The 18,132-nt window shown below is 62.0% G+C and carries 17 protein-coding genes and 1 pseudogene; 13 read left to right on the forward strand and 5 right to left on the reverse strand.

All coding sequences use genetic code 11. The features are described from left to right. Positions 1 to 26 precede the first annotated feature (26 nt). Positions 27 to 1,442, forward strand: a complete 1,416-nt coding sequence (gndA, locus tag ACFJIU_RS00315; protein ID WP_379066500.1) for an NADP-dependent phosphogluconate dehydrogenase — start codon at positions 27 to 29, stop codon at positions 1,440 to 1,442. 38 nt (positions 1,443 to 1,480) lie between these two features. Here the strand turns inward: gndA and ACFJIU_RS00320 are convergent, their stop codons facing one another. Further along, positions 1,481 to 2,521 (reverse strand): LacI family transcriptional regulator, encoded by a 1,041-nt coding sequence (locus tag ACFJIU_RS00320; RefSeq protein WP_379066502.1) that lies wholly within the window; start codon positions 2,519 to 2,521, stop codon positions 1,481 to 1,483. A 346-nt stretch (positions 2,522 to 2,867) separates the two neighbouring features. Between ACFJIU_RS00320 and ACFJIU_RS00325 the strand changes: the two genes are divergently transcribed. From ACFJIU_RS00325 to ACFJIU_RS00360, 8 genes and pseudogenes are all read left to right on the forward strand, one after another. After that, positions 2,868 to 4,106, forward strand: a complete 1,239-nt coding sequence (locus tag ACFJIU_RS00325) for an ABC transporter substrate-binding protein (RefSeq protein WP_379066504.1) — start codon at positions 2,868 to 2,870, stop codon at positions 4,104 to 4,106. A gap of 92 nt (positions 4,107 to 4,198) precedes the next feature. Next, a complete protein-coding gene (locus ACFJIU_RS00330) occupies positions 4,199 to 5,089 on the forward strand; it encodes a carbohydrate ABC transporter permease (protein ID WP_379066506.1) in 891 nt (296 codons plus the stop codon). A gap of 2 nt (positions 5,090 to 5,091) precedes the next feature. Then, positions 5,092 to 5,991 carry a carbohydrate ABC transporter permease gene (locus ACFJIU_RS00335; RefSeq protein ID WP_379066507.1) on the forward strand — a complete coding sequence of 300 codons (900 nt, stop codon included), beginning with the start codon at positions 5,092 to 5,094 and terminating at the stop codon, positions 5,989 to 5,991. Between the two features lie 2 nt (positions 5,992 to 5,993). Beyond that, on the forward strand, positions 5,994 to 7,088 hold the full coding sequence (locus tag ACFJIU_RS00340; RefSeq protein WP_379066509.1) for an ABC transporter ATP-binding protein: 1,095 nt from the start codon (positions 5,994 to 5,996) through the stop codon (positions 7,086 to 7,088). A 43-nt stretch (positions 7,089 to 7,131) separates the two neighbouring features. Further along, positions 7,132 to 7,878, forward strand: a complete 747-nt coding sequence (locus ACFJIU_RS00345; protein WP_379066511.1) for a sugar phosphate isomerase/epimerase family protein — start codon at positions 7,132 to 7,134, stop codon at positions 7,876 to 7,878. Between the two features lie 10 nt (positions 7,879 to 7,888). Next, the gene (locus ACFJIU_RS00350; RefSeq protein ID WP_379066513.1) at positions 7,889 to 9,028 is read left to right on the forward strand and encodes a Gfo/Idh/MocA family protein; all 1,140 of its coding nucleotides are present in this window, start codon (positions 7,889 to 7,891) and stop codon (positions 9,026 to 9,028) included. 200 nt (positions 9,029 to 9,228) lie between these two features. Then, positions 9,229 to 10,274, forward strand: a pseudogene (gene mgrA, locus ACFJIU_RS00355) (L-glyceraldehyde 3-phosphate reductase). Positions 10,275 to 10,440: 166 nt separating this feature from the next. Next, complete coding sequence (locus ACFJIU_RS00360) at positions 10,441 to 10,863, forward strand: transcriptional repressor (RefSeq protein WP_379066515.1); 423 nt, start codon at positions 10,441 to 10,443, stop codon at positions 10,861 to 10,863. Between the two features lie 16 nt (positions 10,864 to 10,879). On the opposite strand, the gene ACFJIU_RS00365 is transcribed toward ACFJIU_RS00360, so the two are convergent. The 4 genes from ACFJIU_RS00365 to ACFJIU_RS00380 form a co-directional block, all read right to left on the reverse strand. Beyond that, positions 10,880 to 11,437: a hypothetical protein gene (locus ACFJIU_RS00365; protein WP_379066517.1), complete on the reverse strand. Its 558-nt coding sequence runs from the start codon at positions 11,435 to 11,437 to the stop codon at positions 10,880 to 10,882. Between the two features lie 77 nt (positions 11,438 to 11,514). Next, the gene (locus ACFJIU_RS00370) at positions 11,515 to 11,871 is read right to left on the reverse strand and encodes a hypothetical protein (RefSeq protein ID WP_379066519.1); all 357 of its coding nucleotides are present in this window, start codon (positions 11,869 to 11,871) and stop codon (positions 11,515 to 11,517) included. A gap of 148 nt (positions 11,872 to 12,019) precedes the next feature. Beyond that, entirely contained in the window at positions 12,020 to 14,980 is a 2,961-nt protein-coding gene (polA, locus tag ACFJIU_RS00375; RefSeq protein WP_379066521.1) for a DNA polymerase I, read from the reverse strand. A gap of 98 nt (positions 14,981 to 15,078) precedes the next feature. Then, complete coding sequence (locus ACFJIU_RS00380; protein ID WP_379066523.1) at positions 15,079 to 15,465, reverse strand: winged helix-turn-helix transcriptional regulator; 387 nt, start codon at positions 15,463 to 15,465, stop codon at positions 15,079 to 15,081. A gap of 118 nt (positions 15,466 to 15,583) precedes the next feature. Between ACFJIU_RS00380 and gstA the strand changes: the two genes are divergently transcribed. From gstA to ACFJIU_RS00400, 4 genes are all read left to right on the forward strand, one after another. After that, positions 15,584 to 16,198 carry a glutathione transferase GstA gene (gstA, locus tag ACFJIU_RS00385; RefSeq protein WP_379066525.1) on the forward strand — a complete coding sequence of 205 codons (615 nt, stop codon included), beginning with the start codon at positions 15,584 to 15,586 and terminating at the stop codon, positions 16,196 to 16,198. After that, the gene (locus ACFJIU_RS00390) at positions 16,195 to 16,587 is read left to right on the forward strand and encodes a nuclear transport factor 2 family protein (RefSeq protein WP_379066527.1); all 393 of its coding nucleotides are present in this window, start codon (positions 16,195 to 16,197) and stop codon (positions 16,585 to 16,587) included. The genes gstA and ACFJIU_RS00390 overlap by 4 nt, the downstream gene beginning before the upstream one ends. A 15-nt stretch (positions 16,588 to 16,602) precedes the next feature. Next, entirely contained in the window at positions 16,603 to 16,824 is a 222-nt protein-coding gene (locus ACFJIU_RS00395) for a 4-oxalocrotonate tautomerase family protein (protein WP_379066529.1), read from the forward strand. A gap of 414 nt (positions 16,825 to 17,238) precedes the next feature. Next, positions 17,239 to 18,072, forward strand: coding sequence for a lipid kinase (locus tag ACFJIU_RS00400; RefSeq protein ID WP_379066531.1), 834 nt, complete (start codon positions 17,239 to 17,241; stop codon positions 18,070 to 18,072). Positions 18,073 to 18,132: the final 60 nt, after the last annotated feature.

Genomic DNA, 18,132 nt, shown 5'->3' on the forward strand with positions numbered 1-18,132 from the left:
CGCTATTCGCAGACAGGAACGACAGCATGGAAAAAGCCGAAATCGGCCTGATCGGCCTCGGTACGATGGGCTCCAACCTCGCCCTCAACATTGCCGAGAAAGGGCATCGCATCGCGGTCTACAACCGTACGCCGTCGCGAACCGACGATTTCGTTGCCAAGGCGGGCGACCTCGCTGGCCGTGTCGTGCCTTGCGAGAGCCTTGCCGATCTCGCCGCCGCCATCCGCCCGCCGCGGCCGATCATCATCATGGTGCTGGCCGGCGGCCCCGTGGATGAACAGATCGCAGCGCTGCGCGGCGAACTGGCGGCCAACGACATCATCATCGATGCCGGCAACGCCAATTTCCGCGATACGATGCGGCGCTTCAAGGAACTGGAAGGCTCGGGCCTGACCTTCATCGGCATGGGCGTTTCGGGCGGCGAAGAAGGCGCTCGGCACGGTCCGTCGATCATGGTCGGTGGCAAGGAGGAATCCTGGCACCGTGTCGAAAGCGTGCTCACCGCCATTTCCGCCAAGTTCAAGGGTGAACCCTGCGCGGCGTGGCTCGGTCCGGACGGGGCAGGCCATTTCGTCAAGACGATCCACAACGGTATCGAATATGCCGACATGCAGATGATCGCCGAAATCTACGGTATCCTGCGTGACGGACTCGGCATGGCGCCAAAGGAGATCGGCGCGGTCTTCGCTGAATGGAACAAGGGCCGGCTGAATTCGTACCTGATCGAAATCACCGCCGAGGTGCTGAAGGCCGACGATGCCAGGACCGGCCAGCCGGTGGTCGACATCATCCTCGATCGCGCCGGGCAGAAGGGCACCGGAAAGTGGTCGGCGATCGAAGCGCAGCAACTCGGCATTCCCGCAACCGCCATCGAGGCGGCGGTGGCGGCGCGCGTGTTGTCGTCGCTGAGGGATGAACGGCTGGCGGCGGAGAAAATCTACGGCGGCGGGGTGGCGCAGATCACGGCACCGCGGGAAACGCTGCTCAAGCAGCTGGAGCTGGCGCTGTTTGCCGGCAAGATCGCCGCCTATGCGCAAGGCTTTGCCGTGATGGCCGGCGCTTCGAAGGAATTCGGCTGGAACCTGCCGATGCCGACGATCGCAAAGATCTGGCGCGCCGGCTGTATCATCCGTTCACAGATGCTGGACACCATGGCCGAAGCCTTTGGGTCCGGTGCCGCCTCGACCAATCTCTTGATGGCGCCCGATTTCGTGAAGCTGATGCAAGAAGCACATCCGGCGTTGCGGCGCGTCGTTGCGCTGGCCACGGAAGCTGGCGCGCCGGTGCCTGCGCTGTCGTCGGCGCTCGCCTATTTCGACAGTTATCGCCAGGGCCGTGGAACTTCCAATCTCATCCAGGCGCAACGCGATTTCTTTGGCGCGCATGGTTTCGAGCGCATCGACGAGGCCGGCGCGTTCCATGGGCCGTGGGGACAGGGCTAGTCCCCGCTCCGTCCTGGCGGCAGAATGCGATAAGTTGGCTACCTCGGTGCGATCACTTCGGTTGGCACCACCAGCCGCTGCATGGGCGGCGCCGATCTGTCGTCGATGCGGCTGAGCACGGCGATTGCCAGATCGCGCCCGGCAAGCCGGAAGTCCTCCGCGACGACATGGATTTCCGGACGTACCAGCTGCAGCAGGTTGAACGGTTCCTTGGCGACCAGGTCGACATCGCTTCCAAGTTTGAACCCAGCCGCCTCGATACCGGCGATGAGTGCGAAGGCCGGTCCGCCGGCGCCGCAGACGATGCCGTCCGGTCGTCCGGCCCGTCGCATCAGTTCGATGGTGTGGCGACGGATGTCGTCGATGACATTGTCACTGCTGACGGATGAGAACGGAACCTCGCTTAGCCCGTGCCTGTCGATCTCGTCGAGGAAGCCGCTGCGCATATGCTGGTGGTAGGTGAGGGCTGTCGGGGGCGCCAGCAGGGCGAGGCGCCGGCGTCCGAGCTCGGACAGCCGTCGCACGGCCAGCCGCGCGAAACTCTCATTGTCGAAGTCATGGTAAGCGTGCTCTATCCCCATTGCCGTGCGGCCATGAGCGGCAAAGGGAAAGCCACGCTCGGTCAGATAGCGCACGCGCGGGTCATCGGGTTGCGTGCGCGAGATGATGATCCCATCGGCGGAGCCGGTCTCTACCACGTAACGGATCGGCTCCATCGGGTCGTTGTTGTGGGAGTAGGGGGCGACAACCAGATGATAGGGCGTCGCTGCCAGCCGCTCTGAAATGCCGTAGATGAAATCGGACAGGAAGCCGCCGATCTGCTCCGTGGTGTTGAGCACGACCGAGATGACGTTGGTCTTGCCCGTGCGCAGGCGGACGCCGGCCCTGTTCGGCCGATAGCCGATCTGGCGCGCGACGAGCTGCACGCGCTTGCGCGTCTCGGCGCCGATCTCCGGCGCGTCCTTCAGTGCGCGTGAAACGGTTGTGACGCCAAGCCCCGTCATGAAGGCGAGCGTCTTCAGCGTCGGCCGGCCGGTCTCCGCTTCGTCCTCATCCGTGTTGCGGCTCGATTTGTCCATAACCCTGCCCGCAGCGCGCATACCAGTCTGTTTCGGCGGCGACAATGCGCGAATTCGTCGGCCCGGCTTGGACGGGCCGATCGCGCAAATATACTGAAACGTTACAGATTTGCCAGTCTGACCTTGGTCGACCGCTTTCGAGTGGTCGCTGTCGTCATGCCCAATCCGTCTGGTTTGCACTGCGAACGCTTATTTTGCACTGCAAAACGCCGGTTCTATCGATCTTGTCGCTTATTTTGTCGAGCTTCGAAAAATAGTTTGGTGCGCCTATCGATTGGGGATTGCCACAATGAAACAATTGCCGTATCCAAAATCTGTAACGTTTCAGATTTTGGGAGGAATCGGAATGCGACGCACTTTGACGGCTGCCGTGCTGGCGGCCGGGACGGCTCTCGGTTTTGCCGGCCATACTTTCGCAACGGATCTTGAAGTCACGCATTGGTGGACATCGGGCGGTGAAGCCGCCGCCGTTGCCGAGCTCGCCAAGGCATTCGACGCCACCGGCAACAAATGGGTGGATGGAGCGATTGCCGGATCCGGCGGCACGGCGCGCCCGATCATGATCTCGCGCATCACCGGCGGTGATCCGATGGGCGCAACGCAGTTCAATCATGGTCGACAGGCCGAGGAACTGGTCCAGGCCGGGCTGATGCGCGATCTCACCGACATCGCCGCCAAGGGCAAGTGGACGGAAGTCGTGCGGCCGAAGGGGTTGCTCGATTCCTGCACCATCGGCGGCAAGATCTACTGCGTGCCCGTCAACATCCATTCGTGGCAATGGCTGTGGCTGTCCAATGATGCCTTCGCCAAGGCTGGCGTGGGAGTGCCGAAGACCTGGGACGAATATGTCGCGGCTGCGCCCGCGCTGGAAAAGGCCGGCATCGTACCGCTCGCCGTGGGTGGCCAGCCCTGGCAGTCAGCTGGTGCCTTCGATGTTCTTCTGCTGGCGGTGGGCGGCACGGATGCCTTCCTGAAGGTCTACAAGGACAAGGATGGCGCCTTCGCCGGCGGGCCGGAAATCGCCAAGGTGTTCAAGGCAGCCGACGACGCCCGCAAGATGTCCAAGGGCACCAATGTGCAGGACTGGAACCAGGCTACCAACATGGTCATCACCGGCAAGGCCGGTGGGCAGATCATGGGCGACTGGGCGCAGGGCGAATTCCAGGTGGCCGGCAAGGTGGCCGGCAAGGACTATACCTGTCTGCCTGGCCTCGGCATGAACAGCGCGCTCGCGACCGCCGGCGATGCCTTCTACTTCCCGCTGCTCAAGGACGCCGAGAAGGCCAAGGCGCAAGAAGTGCTCGCCGAGACGCTTCTCGATCCCAAGACGCAGGTGGCTTTCAACCTGAAGAAGGGTTCGCTGCCTGTGCGTGGCGATGTCGATCTGGCTGCTGCCAATGACTGTATGAAGAAGGGTCTCGACATCCTTGCCAAGGGCAATGTGATCCCGTGGACGGACCAGCTGCTGTCGCAGGATACGCAGAAGCAGAAGGAGGACCTGTTCTCCGAATTCTTCGCCAAGCCGGACCTGACCGTCGAGGATGCGCAGAAGCGCTTCGCCGACATCATCTCCAGCGCTGACTGATCCTGTTCACCCGACCCTCCCGGGCTCCGGCTCCGCCCTGTGCTTGGCGGGCCGGAGTTCCCGGAGGTCCAGGACCTGGGGACGGCACCTCCATGAGCACTGCGAGCAAGCGACCAAGCCGGCTGTTCCGCAACCTCAATGCCAAGATCGCCTCGGTGCCGATGATCCTCACCGCACTGGTGGTGTTCGTCGGCGGCACTCTGTGGACGGTGCTCTATTCCTTCACCAATTCGCGCCTGCTGCCGCGGCTCAAATTCGTCGGCCTTGACCAGTATGAGCGGCTGTGGGCAACGCCGCGATGGCTGGTGTCGATCGAGAACCTGGCGATCTACGGAATCCTGTCGCTGGTCTTTTCGCTGGTGATCGGTTTCGTGCTGGCGGCGCTGCTCGATCAGAAGATCCGCTTCGAGGATACGTTCCGCACCATCTTCCTCTATCCCTTCGCGTTGTCCTTCGTCGTCACCGGCGTAGTCTGGCAATGGCTGCTCAATCCGGATTTCGGCGTGCAGGCCGTGGTGCGCTCGCTCGGCTGGGAAAGCTTCGCCTTCGACCCGCTCTACACTTCGAGCATCGTCATCTACGGCGTGCTGATCGCTGCACTCTGGCAGGGCACCGGCTTCGTGATGTGCCTGATGCTGGCTGGCTTGCGCGGCATCGACGAGGATATCTGGAAGGCTGCCCGGGTCGACGGCATCCCGGCCTGGAGGACCTATCTCTTCATCGTCCTGCCGATGATGCGGCCGGTACTGGTCACCACGCTGGTCATCATCGCCGCCGGCATCGTCAAGGTCTACGACCTCGTCGTGGCGCAGACCAGCGGCGGGCCGGGCATCGCATCCGAGGTGCCGGCCAAATATGTCTACGACTACATGTTTTTCGCGCAGAATCTCGGCCAGGGTTTCGCGGCCTCGACGATGATGCTCCTGTCGGTCGCCATTGTCATCGTGCCCTGGGCCTATCTCGAATTCGGGCGGAGGCGCTAGCCATGGCGATGTCAGAGGTCGTCGGGGGTCCGCGCGGACCGAAGCCACGCCACGCCTTCTCGAAGCGCAACATCTTCATCTACGGCACGCTTTTCGTGGTTGCCGTCTACTATCTGCTGCCGCTCTACGTGATGGTGGTGACGTCGCTGAAGGGCATGCCGGAAATCCGGCTCGGCAACATCTTCTCGCCGCCGCTGGAAATCACTTTCGAGCCCTGGGTGAAGGCCTGGGCTACGGCTTGTACCGGGCTCAATTGCGATGGGCTTTCGCGCGGCTTCTGGAATTCGGTGCGCATCACCGTGCCTTCGGTGATCCTGTCGATCGCCATCGCGTCGGTGAATGGCTACGCGCTCGCCAACTGGCGTTTCAAGGGTTCGGAGCTGTTCTTCACCATCCTCATCGTCGGCGCCTTCATTCCCTATCAGGTGATGCTCTACCCGATCGTCATCATCCTGCGCGAGATCGGGCTTTATGGCAGCCTGAGCGGGCTGGTCATCGTGCATTCCATCTTCGGCATGCCGATCCTGACGCTGCTGTTCCGCAACTATTTCGCATCGTTGCCCGAGGAATTGTTCAAAGCCGCGCGCGTCGACGGCGCCGGTTTCTGGAGCATCTATCTGCGCATCATGCTGCCAATGTCGGTACCGATCTTCGTCGTCGCCGTCATCCTGCAGATCACCGGCATCTGGAACGACTTCCTGTTCGGCGTCGTCTACACGCGCCCCGACACCTATCCGATGACCGTGCAGCTCAACAACATCGTCAATTCGGTGCAGGGCGTGAAGGAATACAACGTCAACATGGCCGCCACGCTGCTGACCGGCCTCGTGCCTCTCGTCGTCTACTTCATCTCCGGCAAACTGTTCGTGCGCGGCATCGCCGCCGGCGCGGTGAAAGGGTGAGCATGAACATGATCGCCAGTCCCAGCGTCTCGATCCAGGACCTGAAGCTCAATTTCGGTACCGTCTCGGTGTTGCAGTCGCTCAATCTCGATATCGCCGAAGGCGAATTCATCGTGCTGCTTGGACCGTCCGGCTGCGGCAAATCCACCTTGCTCAACTGCATTGCCGGCCTGCTCGACATTTCCGACGGCCGCATCTTCATCAAGGGCAAGAATGTCACCTGGGAAGAGCCGAAGGACCGTGGCATCGGCATGGTGTTCCAATCCTACGCGCTCTATCCGCAGATGAGCGTGGAGAAGAACCTGTCGTTCGGCCTCAAGGTTGCGGGAACGCCAAAGGACGAGATCGACAAGCGCATTTCCCGCGCGGCCGAGATCCTGCAGATCGAGCCGTTGCTGCAGCGCAAGCCGGCAGCGCTTTCCGGCGGCCAACGCCAGCGCGTGGCGATCGGCAGGGCCCTGGTGCGAGACGTCGACGTCTTCCTGTTCGACGAACCCTTGTCCAATCTGGACGCCAAGCTGCGTTCGGAACTGCGCGTCGAGATCAAGCGGCTGCATCAGCGGCTCGCCAACACCATGATCTATGTCACCCACGACCAGATCGAGGCGATGACGCTGGCCGACCGCATCGCTGTCATGCGCGGCGGGGTGATCCAGCAACTGGACGCGCCGCAGGCGATCTACAACCGCCCGGTCAACCGTTTCGTCGCCGGTTTCATCGGTTCGCCCGGCATGAATTTCGTCGACGGCAGGCTGGAGGGCGGCGACGACGGCTGGCGCTTCGGCTCCGGCGAGTTGAACATTTCGCTCTCAACCTACGCCTTCGAGCGACAACCCGTGGCGGGACCGGCGGTGTTCGGAGTGAGGCCCGAACATATCGGCCTCAATTCGGGTTCCGGCTGGCCTTTCTTGGCGAAAGCAACCGTCGATGTCGTCGAGCCGATGGGGTCCGACACGCTGGTCTGGGTGCGGCTCGGGACGCAAAGCCTGTCGGTGCGGGTGCCTTCCGAGCGTGCTCCCAGAACCGGCGGTCAGGTCGAAATCGGCTTCGATCCGTCGCGCGCCTCGCTGTTCGGCGAGGACGGCAAACGGTTGTGACAACCACCCCGACAATATCCCCCCAAGCAGATGGACAGATAGAATGGACTGGTCATTTCAACTCTACAGCGCCCGCAATTTCCTGCCCTGGGACAAGGTGCTGAAATCGCTGGGCAGCCTCGGCTATGCGCAGGTCGAGGGTTATGGCGGCGTCTATGACGATCCAAAGGCCTTTCGCGCCGAGCTCGACAAGAACAAGCTAGCCATGCCGACCGGGCATTTCTCGATCGAGGCGTTGGAAACGGACTTCGATAGCGTGCGCAGAACTGCCGATGCGCTCGGCATCGGACTTCTGATCTGCCCCTATCTGGTTGCGGAAGCGCGCCCGGCGGATGCCGCCGGCTGGCGCGGTTTCGGCGAACGGCTGGCCAAGGTCGGCGAGGCGGCAAAAAAAGCGGGTTACGGCTTTGCCTGGCACAACCACGATTTCGAGTTCAAGGCACTGCCGGACGGCTCGATCCCGCAGGAACATATCCTGTCGTCCGCAGCGGATATCGGCTGGGAAATGGATGTCGCCTGGGTCGTGCGTGGTGGCGCCGATCCACTGCCCTGGATCGAGCGTCACGGCAGCCGTATCATTGCCGTCCATGTCAAGGATATCGCCAAGCCCGGCCAGGGGCTGGACGAAGACGGCTGGTCGGATGTCGGCCACGGCACCATCGACTGGTCAAAACTGACCAAGGTGCTGCGCGAGCGCAGCAGCGCCAGGTATTTCATCATGGAACAGGACAATCCGAACGACATCGAGCGCTTCGCGCGCCGGTCGATCGAGGCGGCCCGGACTTTTTAGGAGAACGACGATGGCAAAGAAGCTCGGGATCGGCGTCATCGGCGCCGGCAATATTTCGGCGGCGTATTTCAGGCTGGCGCCGCTGTTTCGGGGCATCGAGATGCGAGCCTGCGCCGACATCAACATGGACGCGGCGCGGGCGCGGGCGAAAGAGTTCAAGCTGCGCGCCGAAACGGTGGACGATCTGCTGAAGGCCGGTGATATCGACATCGTCGTCAACCTCACCATCCCCGCCGTCCACTACGACGTCTCGAGGCGGGTGCTCGACGCCGGCAAGCACGTCTATTCGGAAAAGCCGTTCGTGCTGTCGCTGCAGGAAGGGCTCGATCTGCGCAAACGCGCCGAGAAGAAGGGCCTGCGCATCGGTTCGGCGCCCGACACCTTCCTTGGCGGTGCGCATCAGCTGGCGCGCAGCCTCATCGACGAGGGCAAGCTCGGCGCGATCACCGGCGGTACCTGCACGGTCATGAGCCATGGCATGGAGCACTGGCATCCGAACCCGGACTTCTTCTTCCAGCCAGGAGCCGGGCCCGTGCTCGACATCGGGCCTTATTACGTCACCAACCTGATCCAGCTGGTGGGACCTGTGAAGCGGGTCGCGGCCTTTGCCTCGATCCCGGCCAGGGAACGTGTCATCTCCTCGCAGCCACGCGCTGGCGAGAAGATCCCGGTCAACACGCCCACCACCATCCACGGCCTGCTCGAATTCGCCAATGGCGCGGTGGTCACGTTGAACACCAGCTGGGACGTGTGGGCGCATGGTCATGCACCGATGGAACTCTACGGCGAGAAGGGCACCCTCTATGTGCCGGATCCGAATTTCTTCGGTGGCGACGTTGCCTACACCAAGGAAAGCAAGCTGGCGAAGAAGCTACCGAAATGGCCGCATCCGTTTGGCGTGCCCAACGAAAAGCACTCCCAGGGCATGATGGCCAACTATCGCACGGCCGGTCTTGCCGACATGGCGCTGGCCATCATGGAGGGGCGCCCGCACCGCTGTTCGATGGAACTGGCGCTGCATGCGGTGGAAGTGATGACCAGCCTGCTGAAATCGGCCGAAACCGGCAAGTTCGTTTCCATGCAGACAAGCTGCGAGCGACCCGCCGCGCTGGGCGTCAAGGAGGCAAAGGCGCTGCTTGCCAAGAGGTAGACATTCACGAGAGCGGTTCCGTCTTTCACGGAAACGCTCTAACTTTTTGATGCGATTCCGGACGGAAAACCGCTACGCAGTTCTCCCGAAATTGCTCTGGTGGCGTTTGTCCAAGTTGCCGATTGAATTATAGATGCGTCCTTCGAGGTTCGCCTCGAAGGACGCATTCATTTGCGGAACACCCTTTTCAAGGAAACACCATGCCTTACGCTCCCGCCGCCGACCGTTATCAGTCGATGATCTACAACCGCTGCGGCCGCTCCGGCCTGAAGCTGCCGGCCATCTCGCTCGGGCTGTGGCATAATTTCGGCGAAGACACTCCGCACCGGGTCAAACGTGCCATCTGTCACAAGGCGTTCGACCTTGGCATCACCCATTTCGATCTGGCCAACAATTACGGTCCGCCGCCCGGCTCGGCTGAGATCGCGTTCGGCGAGATCCTGCGCACCGATTTTGCCGGCTATCGCGACGAGTTGATCATTTCGAGCAAGGCCGGTTACGACATGTGGCCGGGACCGTATGGCGAATGGGGCAGCCGCAAATATCTGCTCGCCAGCCTCGACCAGAGCCTCAAGCGCATGGGGCTCGACTACGTCGACATCTTCTATTCGCACCGCTTCGATCCGGATACGCCGCTGGAAGAAACGATGGGGGCGCTGGATCACGCTGTGCGTTCCGGCAAGGCGCTCTACGCCGGCATCTCGTCCTACAATTCGCAGCGCACGCGCGAGGCGGCCGATATCCTCAAGCAGCTCGGCACGCCGTGCGTCATCCACCAGCCAAGCTATTCGATGCTGAACCGCTGGGTCGAGGATGACGGTCTGCTCGACACGCTGGACGGTCTCGGTGTCGGCTCCATCGTGTTCTCGCCATTGGCGCAGGGCATGCTCACCGACAAGTATCTGAGCGGCGTGCCGGAAGGCAGTCGCGCCACGCAGGGCAAATCGCTGCGCCAATCCTTCCTCGACGAGCAGACGATCGCCAACATCCAGGCGCTCAACGGCATTGCAGGAAGCGCGGCCAGACGCTGGCGCAGATGGCGCTGGCCTGGGTGCTGCGTGGCGGTCGAGTCACCTCGGCCCTGATCGGCGCCAGCCGGCCAGAGCAGGTCGAGGATTGCGTCGGCGCGCTCAGGAACCTCGACTTCAGCAATGCGGAGCTTGCCGAGATCGACGGCTATGCGCGCGAAGCCAATATCAATCTCTGGGCCGCCTCGGCAGAGAGAACGGGACCGACGCGCAAGTAGCGTCGGCGCCTTGCGCTGCGGCGGTCCGGAGGCTCTCCGGATCGTCACATCACAAGACAATGGCAAAACTGTCGATTCATGCTTATTTCTGAGGCAGGCGGCTTGTCGGCGTGTGGCGGGCCGTCTGAAAGGCGCGCGAGGTGCGCAGGGTATCGAAAGCGGGATCATGACGGCAAGGAACGTGCTGACCAAGAACCAGCAGAGCGTGCTTGAGAAACTGGAAGCGGCCAATGCACCGCTCAGCGCCTATACGCTGCTCGACCAGTTGCGTGAGCGTGGTTTCCGCGCGCCGCTGCAGGTCTATCGTGCACTCGATACGCTGATGAAGGAAGGTTATGTGCATCGGCTGGAAAGCCTGAATGCTTTCGTCGCCTGCTCGGACCCGCACGATCATGGCCATGCCCACGGCCATAGCCATGGCATGACCGCGTTTGCCATCTGCGACAATTGCGGTCAGGTCACCGAATTCTGCGACGAGAAAATCGGCGAGCGGCTCCACGAATGGGTCGGTTCCGCCGGGTTCGTCGCCAAGAAGGCGGTGATCGAGTTCCGCGGCACCTGCGCCAAGTGCCGGGCGGAAGCGGCTTAGTCCTAACTGCCTTTGGTTAGCCGGCGCGTCTGACCTGCACGACTTCGGGGTTTTGGGCGTCCATGAACATGTAGGCTCTTCCAAGAAGTGCCTGCTTACCGAAATCGTCGAATTTGTTTGGTCCGAGCGGCGTGATCAGAACCTCACTCGTTGTGAGGCCGTCAAGATGCCGGCTTTCAATCTCCGGCCAGTGTTTCAGCGCTATCTCGCGGAGGACAACGTTCACGGCCGGTCGATTGTAGCTGACCAGAATATTCCCGTCGTCCATCGGTGTCGGGTTCATGTCTGGGTGGTAGTTGAATATTTCCGACAAAGTTCGCAAGGCGGCCTTTTCAGCCTCAGCCTCCGATAGCTTCCTTTCCAGGAAAGCGCAGGTGCCATGGCGGAAAACGGCAAAATCCCGCTGCCTGTCGCTGTAGTAGGCAATTCGGTCGATGATCTGGTCGATCGGTTGTTGGAAGCTTGGCCTCCAAAGCGGCACCGGTGGAAAGGCTGGCTCCGGTTTTTCCTGGGCTCGTCCTCTCCCGAGGGATACCATCCCGACAAACATGGCCAGTAGAGATCGTCGCATCATCGTTTGCAGCCCAAATTGCAGGCGTAAACTTCGCGCGCGTGCTTTCAAGCCGTCAAGACGATAGGCGGGAGGAATGGTTATTGTGGTGGAAACGTGAAAATGACTGCTACCAAGGTGACAACCAAAATCGGGCCGAGAAAATAGAGAACAGTGCGAGCGGCACCATAGCGAGCCTTGGCAGGTTGCTGCACCGGCATCTCCCGCGCCACGACAAGTCCCGTCACCGCGCCTGCGGCGGCCATGCCGAAAGTGGTGAGAACGACGAGAGTGGCAAGGCGCTCACCTGAAGGCATCGGCGTCAGGGCCGACCACAAGGCTACGGCCAGGAAGCCGAAGCCCAGGCCGAAGAAAGCGTGACCAAGGACAATTTCGAAGCGCCTCGTCATGACCACCCAAATCATTTCATGCTTGAAATAGGTTGGGCCTTCTACCAAATGGCGGAATAATTTCTAGTTAAGAGTGTGGGCCGCCGGGCGCTACAATCACTCTTGGTGAATACATTGTTGATTGCCGCAGCCATGGCAGGCTCCGGAGCCGTTTCAGGGCCATCGAGGGCGGGCTCTGTCCTGTCCTATCAAACCGTTAATGCGCCTCGTCCCAGTTGTTGGCGGCGCGCGCGTCGACCTGCAGCGGCACGGACAGTGAAACCGCCGGCATGGCTGCATTCTCCATGACCTCGCGCACAACCGGAATGGTCGCCTCGACCTCGCTCTCGACCGTTTCGAAGATCAGTTCGTCATGCACCTGCAGCAGCATGCGGGCCGACAGCCCGGCATCTTCCAGCGCCTGATCGACGCGGATCATGGCGCGGCGGATGATGTCGGCGGCCGTACCCTGCAGGCGGGCGTTGGTCGACGCGCGTTCGTTGAAGGCACGGATGGATGGGTTCGACGAACGGATTTCCGGATAATGGATGCGGCGGCCGAAGATGGTCTCGACATAGCCAAGCTCGCGCGCGGACGCCTTGGTGGACTCGATGTAGTCGCGGATACCCGGGAAACGCTCGAAATACTTCCTGATGTAGTCGGACGCTTCCTCGCGCGGGATCGACAGCTGGTTGGCGAGGCCAAATGCCGAAATGCCGTAGATGATGCCGAAATTGATCGCCTTGGCGCGGTTGCGGATTTCGCGCGGCATGCCTTCGACCGGCGTGTTGAACATTTCCGACGCCGTGGCGGCGTGGATGTCGTCGCCATTGGCGAAAGCCTGCTTCAGCTGCGGGATGTCGGCGACGTGGGCGAGCACACGCAGTTCGATCTGGCTGTAGTCGGCCGAGATCAGCTTGTTGCCCTTGTCGGCGATGAAGGCGGTGCGGATCTTGCGCCCTTCGGCCGTGCGGATCGGAATGTTCTGCAGGTTCGGCTCGGACGACGACAGGCGTCCGGTCGTCGTCGCGGCGAGTGCATAGGATGTGTGCACGCGCTTGGTCGACGGGTTCACATATTCCGGCAGCGCGTCCGTATAAGTCGATTTCAACTTGGTGACCTGGCGCCAGTCGACGATCTTGCGCGGCAGCTCGTGGCCTTCCGCAGCCAATTCCTCCAGCACCTGCGCCGTGGTGGACCATTGGCCCGACTTGGTCTTGGTGCCGCCAGGCAACTTCATCTGGTCGAACAGGATATCGCCAAGCTGCTTGGGCGAGCCGATCGTGAAACGCTCGCCGGCGATCTGGTAGATCTCGTCCTCGAGTGCCGCGGCACGCTGCGCGAAGTCTCCAGACAGCCGCGACAGCATCTGCCGGTCGACGGAGATGCCGCGCTCCTCCATCTTTGCAAGCGTCTCGACCAGCGGCCGCTCGAGCCGTTCGTAGACCGAAGCGACGCGCTTGGCGGCGAGCTGCGGCTTCAGAACCTGCCACAGCCGGAACGCCACATCGGCACCTTCTGCAGAGTAGGACGTTGCGCGATCGATTTCGACGAAAGCGAAAGTCACCAGCTTCTTGCCGGAGCCGACGATGTCCTTGTACGGGGTCATCGTGCGGCCGAGCCACTTGTCAGCCAGTGAGGCGATGTCGTGGCCACCCGCCGTGCCGCCGTCGAGTACATAGGACAGAAGCATCGCGTCGTCATAAGGCTGGAGCAGCAGGCCATGTCGGCGCAGCACCAGCCAGTCGTATTTCACATTGTGGCCGATCTTGAGCACCGACGGATCGGCAAGCAAGGGAGCGAGCGCCATGCGCGCATCCTCGAACGATATCTGCTCCGGGGCCATGCCGCCGCCCAGCAGGTCGTCATCGGCGGTTCGGTGCGTGAGCGGCACATAGGCTGCGCGGCCTGGCCGCGTCGCCAGCGAGAAACCCACGAGCTCCGCCTGCATCGGATCGAGCGAGGTTGTCTCCGCGCGGAAAGCGACCGCACCGGCCTCCCTGGCTTCGGCGATCCAGGATTGCAGGGTGGCCGCGTCGCGAATGCAGACGTAGGATGCGGGATCGAATTTCGCCACGGCGGCCTGCTGGATGCGGGTTGCGACGAGCCCAGCCACTGTGCCTTCGACATTGCCCCGGCCGAGGTCCGCAGGTGCCGTCGACGCCAGCTCTACCGTCGGCTGGTTCTGCAAACGCGCAACAGCGGGCGCGCCGGCGCCGACGTCCGGTCCATGTGCGGCATCGCCGGTTTCGACCGTCAGCGCCGTTGCATCGACGGCAGCGACATCCGTATCGGTCGCCTCGGCGACACGCCGCGTCAGCGTGGTGAATTCCATTGCCTTCAGGAAGCCGATCAGCCGGGGACCGTTCGGGGGCTGAAGCACCAGCTCGTCCAGGCCCTCGACCACCGGGACATCGTTTTTCAGCGTCACCAGGTCGCGCGAGATACGGGCCTTGTCGGCATTGTCGATGATCGACTGCCGGCGCTTTTCCTGTTTGATCTCGCCGGCGCGGGCGAGCAGCGTGTCAAGGTCGCCGAACTGTTCCAGTAGCTGCGCAGCCGTCTTCGGGCCGATGCCGGGAACGCCCGGCACATTGTCGACCGAGTCGCCGGTCAGCGCCTGCAGGTCGATCATCTTTTCCGGCGGCACCCCCCATTTCTCGATCACCTCGGGAATGCCGATCTGCCTGTCCTTCATCGGGTCATACATGCCAACGGCGGGACCGACCAACTGCATCAGGTCCTTGTCGGAGGAGATGATGGTGGCGTCGGCACCGGCCTCGCGCGCGAGGCGCGCATAGGTGGCGATAAGGTCGTCAGCTTCGAAACCTTCCATCTCGATGCAAGGCAGGTCGAAGGCGCGGGTGGCTTCGCGGATGAGGCCGAACTGCGGGATGAGGTCTTCCGGCGGGGCTGATCGGTTGGCCTTGTATTCCGCGTAAAGTTCGTTGCGGAAGGTCTTGGACGAATAGTCGAAGATGACGGCGAAATGGGTGGGCGTGATGCCGACATTGGTGTTGCGTGCATCCTGCATCAACTTCCACACCATGTTGCAGAAGCCGAGCACTGCATTAGTGGGCAGGCCGTCCGACTTGCGGTTCAGCGGCGGCAGCGCGTGATAGGCTCGGAAGATGTAGCCGGAGCCGTCGACAAGAAAGAGATGATCGCCTTTTTTCATGGCGATACGGGTAGCCCGGCAACAGGCGGCTGTCCATGGTTTAGGCCGCTGTGCCGCCGTCTCCTGACATTCTTCGAACAGCTTTCGGCTGAAGCTCTTCAGGCCGTGAGGACGGCCCGTTCGGACGCAACGCTCGCTTTGGCGGCTTTGCGATTCTTGAACTTATGACCGATCTCGATGATGGCCTGGATGGCTGGCATGAATTCGGCGCCGAGGTCGGTCAATCCGTACTCGACCGAAGGTGGCGAGGTCGGCATCACACGCCGCCACAAAACGCCTTTCTCTTCCAGATCGCGCAGCCTGGATGTCAGCACCTTGGCCGATATGGCCGGGATATCCGCCCTCAGTTCGCCGAAGCGGCGTGGCTCCGCGCTGAGGCACCAGATGATGTTGGGCGTCCATGCGCCCCCCAGCAGCGACATGCATTCGCTGAGCGGGCAGGAGTAGGGCGGCGCAACGGCCTTGTTCTTGCGGACCTTGAGCATCGTCTTTCCGGTTACCGGGGAGATACCCGATTCAACGGATCACCTCAAGTTACATGGTATCCATAGGTTACCGTATTTGCTAGCCGTTTGGACGTTCATTCCTGAAAGAGGACCCTTGATGAAACTTTATTATTCTCCGGGCACGTGTTCGCTGTCTCCGCATATCGTGCTGCGCGAACTTGGCCACGATTTCGAACTCGAGAAGGTCGACATCCGCGCCAAGGTCACTGAAAGCGGCGGCGACTTCCGGGCGATCAATCCGAAGGGCTACGTGCCGGCGTTGAAGCTGGAAGATGGCGAAGTGCTGACCGAAGGTGTCGCGATCGTACAGCATCTGGCCGACGCTGCCGGCGCACGCCATCTGGCACCGGAACCGGGAACCCTGGCGCGTACCCGGCTTGTCGAACATCTGAACTTCATCTCGGCCGAACTGCACAAGTCCTTCGGTCCGTTGTTCCAGGGCGCTTCGGAAGAGGCGAAAGAGGCCGCGCGGGCAAAGATCGGCAGCCGGCTCGATCTTCTGGAGCAGGTCTTCGCCGATGGGCGCGATTTCCTGATGGGTGAGAGCTTCTCGGTCGCGGACGCCTATCTCTTCACCATCGTCAGCTGGGCGCCTCCGACCGGCATCGACCTCGCCAAGTGGCCTCGCGTTGCTGCGTTCGTCGAGCGTGTCGCCAAGCGTCCGGCCGTCCAAGCGGCAATGGCCGCCGAAGGGCGGGGAAAGGCGGCATGAGCGCCGAGGCTTCCCATGGTTCTGCCTTCGCGGCTGTCGCCGATGCGCTCGTCGATTACTTCGACGGGCTCTACTTCAGCGACACGGCAAGGCTCGGTCGCATCTTTCATCCGCAGGCGACCTACGCCTGCGCGACGGAGGGCAAGCTCCTGCATCTGACGATGCAGGAGTATTTTCCGATCGTCGACAAGCGGCCTTCGCCGGCCAGTCGGGGCGAGCCGCGCGTCGATCGTATCGTGTCGATCGAGTTCGCCGGCCCGGTCACCGCGTTTGTGCGACTCCATTGCGCGATCGGCGCGAAACTCTTCACCGACCTGCTGACCCTTATCCATGTCGACGGTCGTTGGCAGATCATCTCCAAGGTTTTTCATTTCGATCTGAAATCGTGAAACGAGGACGACGCCATGCCCTATGTCAACATCAAGATCACACGTGAAGGCGCGACGACGGAGCAGAAGGCCGCGCTGATCAAGGGCGTCACGGATCTCCTGGTCGACGTGCTCGACAAGAATCCGGCCACCACCGTCGTTGTCATAGACGAGGTCGAGATGGAGCATTGGGGTATCGGCGGCCTTCCGGTCGAGCAATACCGACAAAAGGTTTCAGGCCATTCGACAAAAGGCTGAAACTACTTGGCAGCCGCGGTGACGCCGTCGTCGTCGGCAAAGGACGAATGGCGCTGTTGCGGCTGAAAACCGACGATCATGGCCACTCACGGGCATGTTACGAAAGTGTAATGTTCGTGCCCTTGAATCGCCACGTTCGCCTACACAAATACAGGTCATCGGCAGTTTTCGCCGAAAGTCCGGAACAAGGCCCGTCCCCCGCCTATGCCGGACATCTGCGGCAGCCTTTCCCCCTCTCCGGGCTGCCGCATTGTTTCGAGTAGCGCCGCCGTGGTTCCCCCTCCACCACGGCGGCACTTTTTTGGGAGCAGGACCATCATCGAGACCCAGGAAAAGACGGCGAGCCGAAAAACGCCGAAGACGCGGAAGCGGCGTGCGCTGCTGCTCATCAATCAGAAAGCGCGGCGCGGCGACATGCCGCTCGACGGGATCATCAAAAGATTGCGCGACGGCGGACTGGAAGTCACGGTCGAGCCATTCTCGGCGTTGCCGGAACTCGCCCGCGACATAACCCGGCTGCGCGAGCAGGCCGACTGCATCATCATCAGCGGCGGTGACGGCACCGTTTCCTCCGGCGCCATGGCCGTGATGGAAAGTGGGCTGCCGATGGGCATCCTGCCGATGGGCACCGCCAACGACCTCGCTCGCACACTTGGCCTGCCGATGGACATCATGCAGGCGGTCGACGTCATCGTCGGCGGCTATGAGCGGCGAATCGATCTCGGCTCGGTCAACGGACACGCTTTTTTCAACGTGGCCAGCATCGGGCTCTCCACACAACTTGCGCAAGGCCTGAGGCCGGAAATCAAGCGCCGCTGGGGTCGTCTCGGTTATGCGATTGCCGCTTCGCGCGTCCTGTTCAAGGCAAGGCCCTTTACGGCCTGGATCCGCGAGAAGGGCGACACGGTGCGGGTCAAGACCTTCCAGATCGCCGTCGGCAATGGCCGCCACTACGGCGGCGGCAATGTCGTGGAGGCAAGTGCTGCGATCGATGACGGGTTCCTCGACCTCTACAGTCTCGAGATGAGCAATGTCTGGAAGCTGGCGCTGATGCTGCGCTCGTTCCGCTCCGGCACGCATGGCGCGTGGAATGAGGTTAGAACTGCCCGCTGCGTGCAATTCGACGTGACCACCAAGACGCCGCAGCCGGTGAACACCGACGGCGAGATCGTCACCTCGACGCCGGCATCCTTTGTCGTGCATCCCGAGGCGATCGCCGTCTATGCGCCGCCGGGCACCGATGACTGACGATAGAGCCAATCAGCCAGCCGCGGTTTTCTTTGGACGACGCATCCTTTAGGGTCGCCG

This window comes from Mesorhizobium sp. UC74_2 (assembly GCF_042701485.1).
GTDB lineage: Bacteria > Pseudomonadota > Alphaproteobacteria > Rhizobiales > Rhizobiaceae > Mesorhizobium.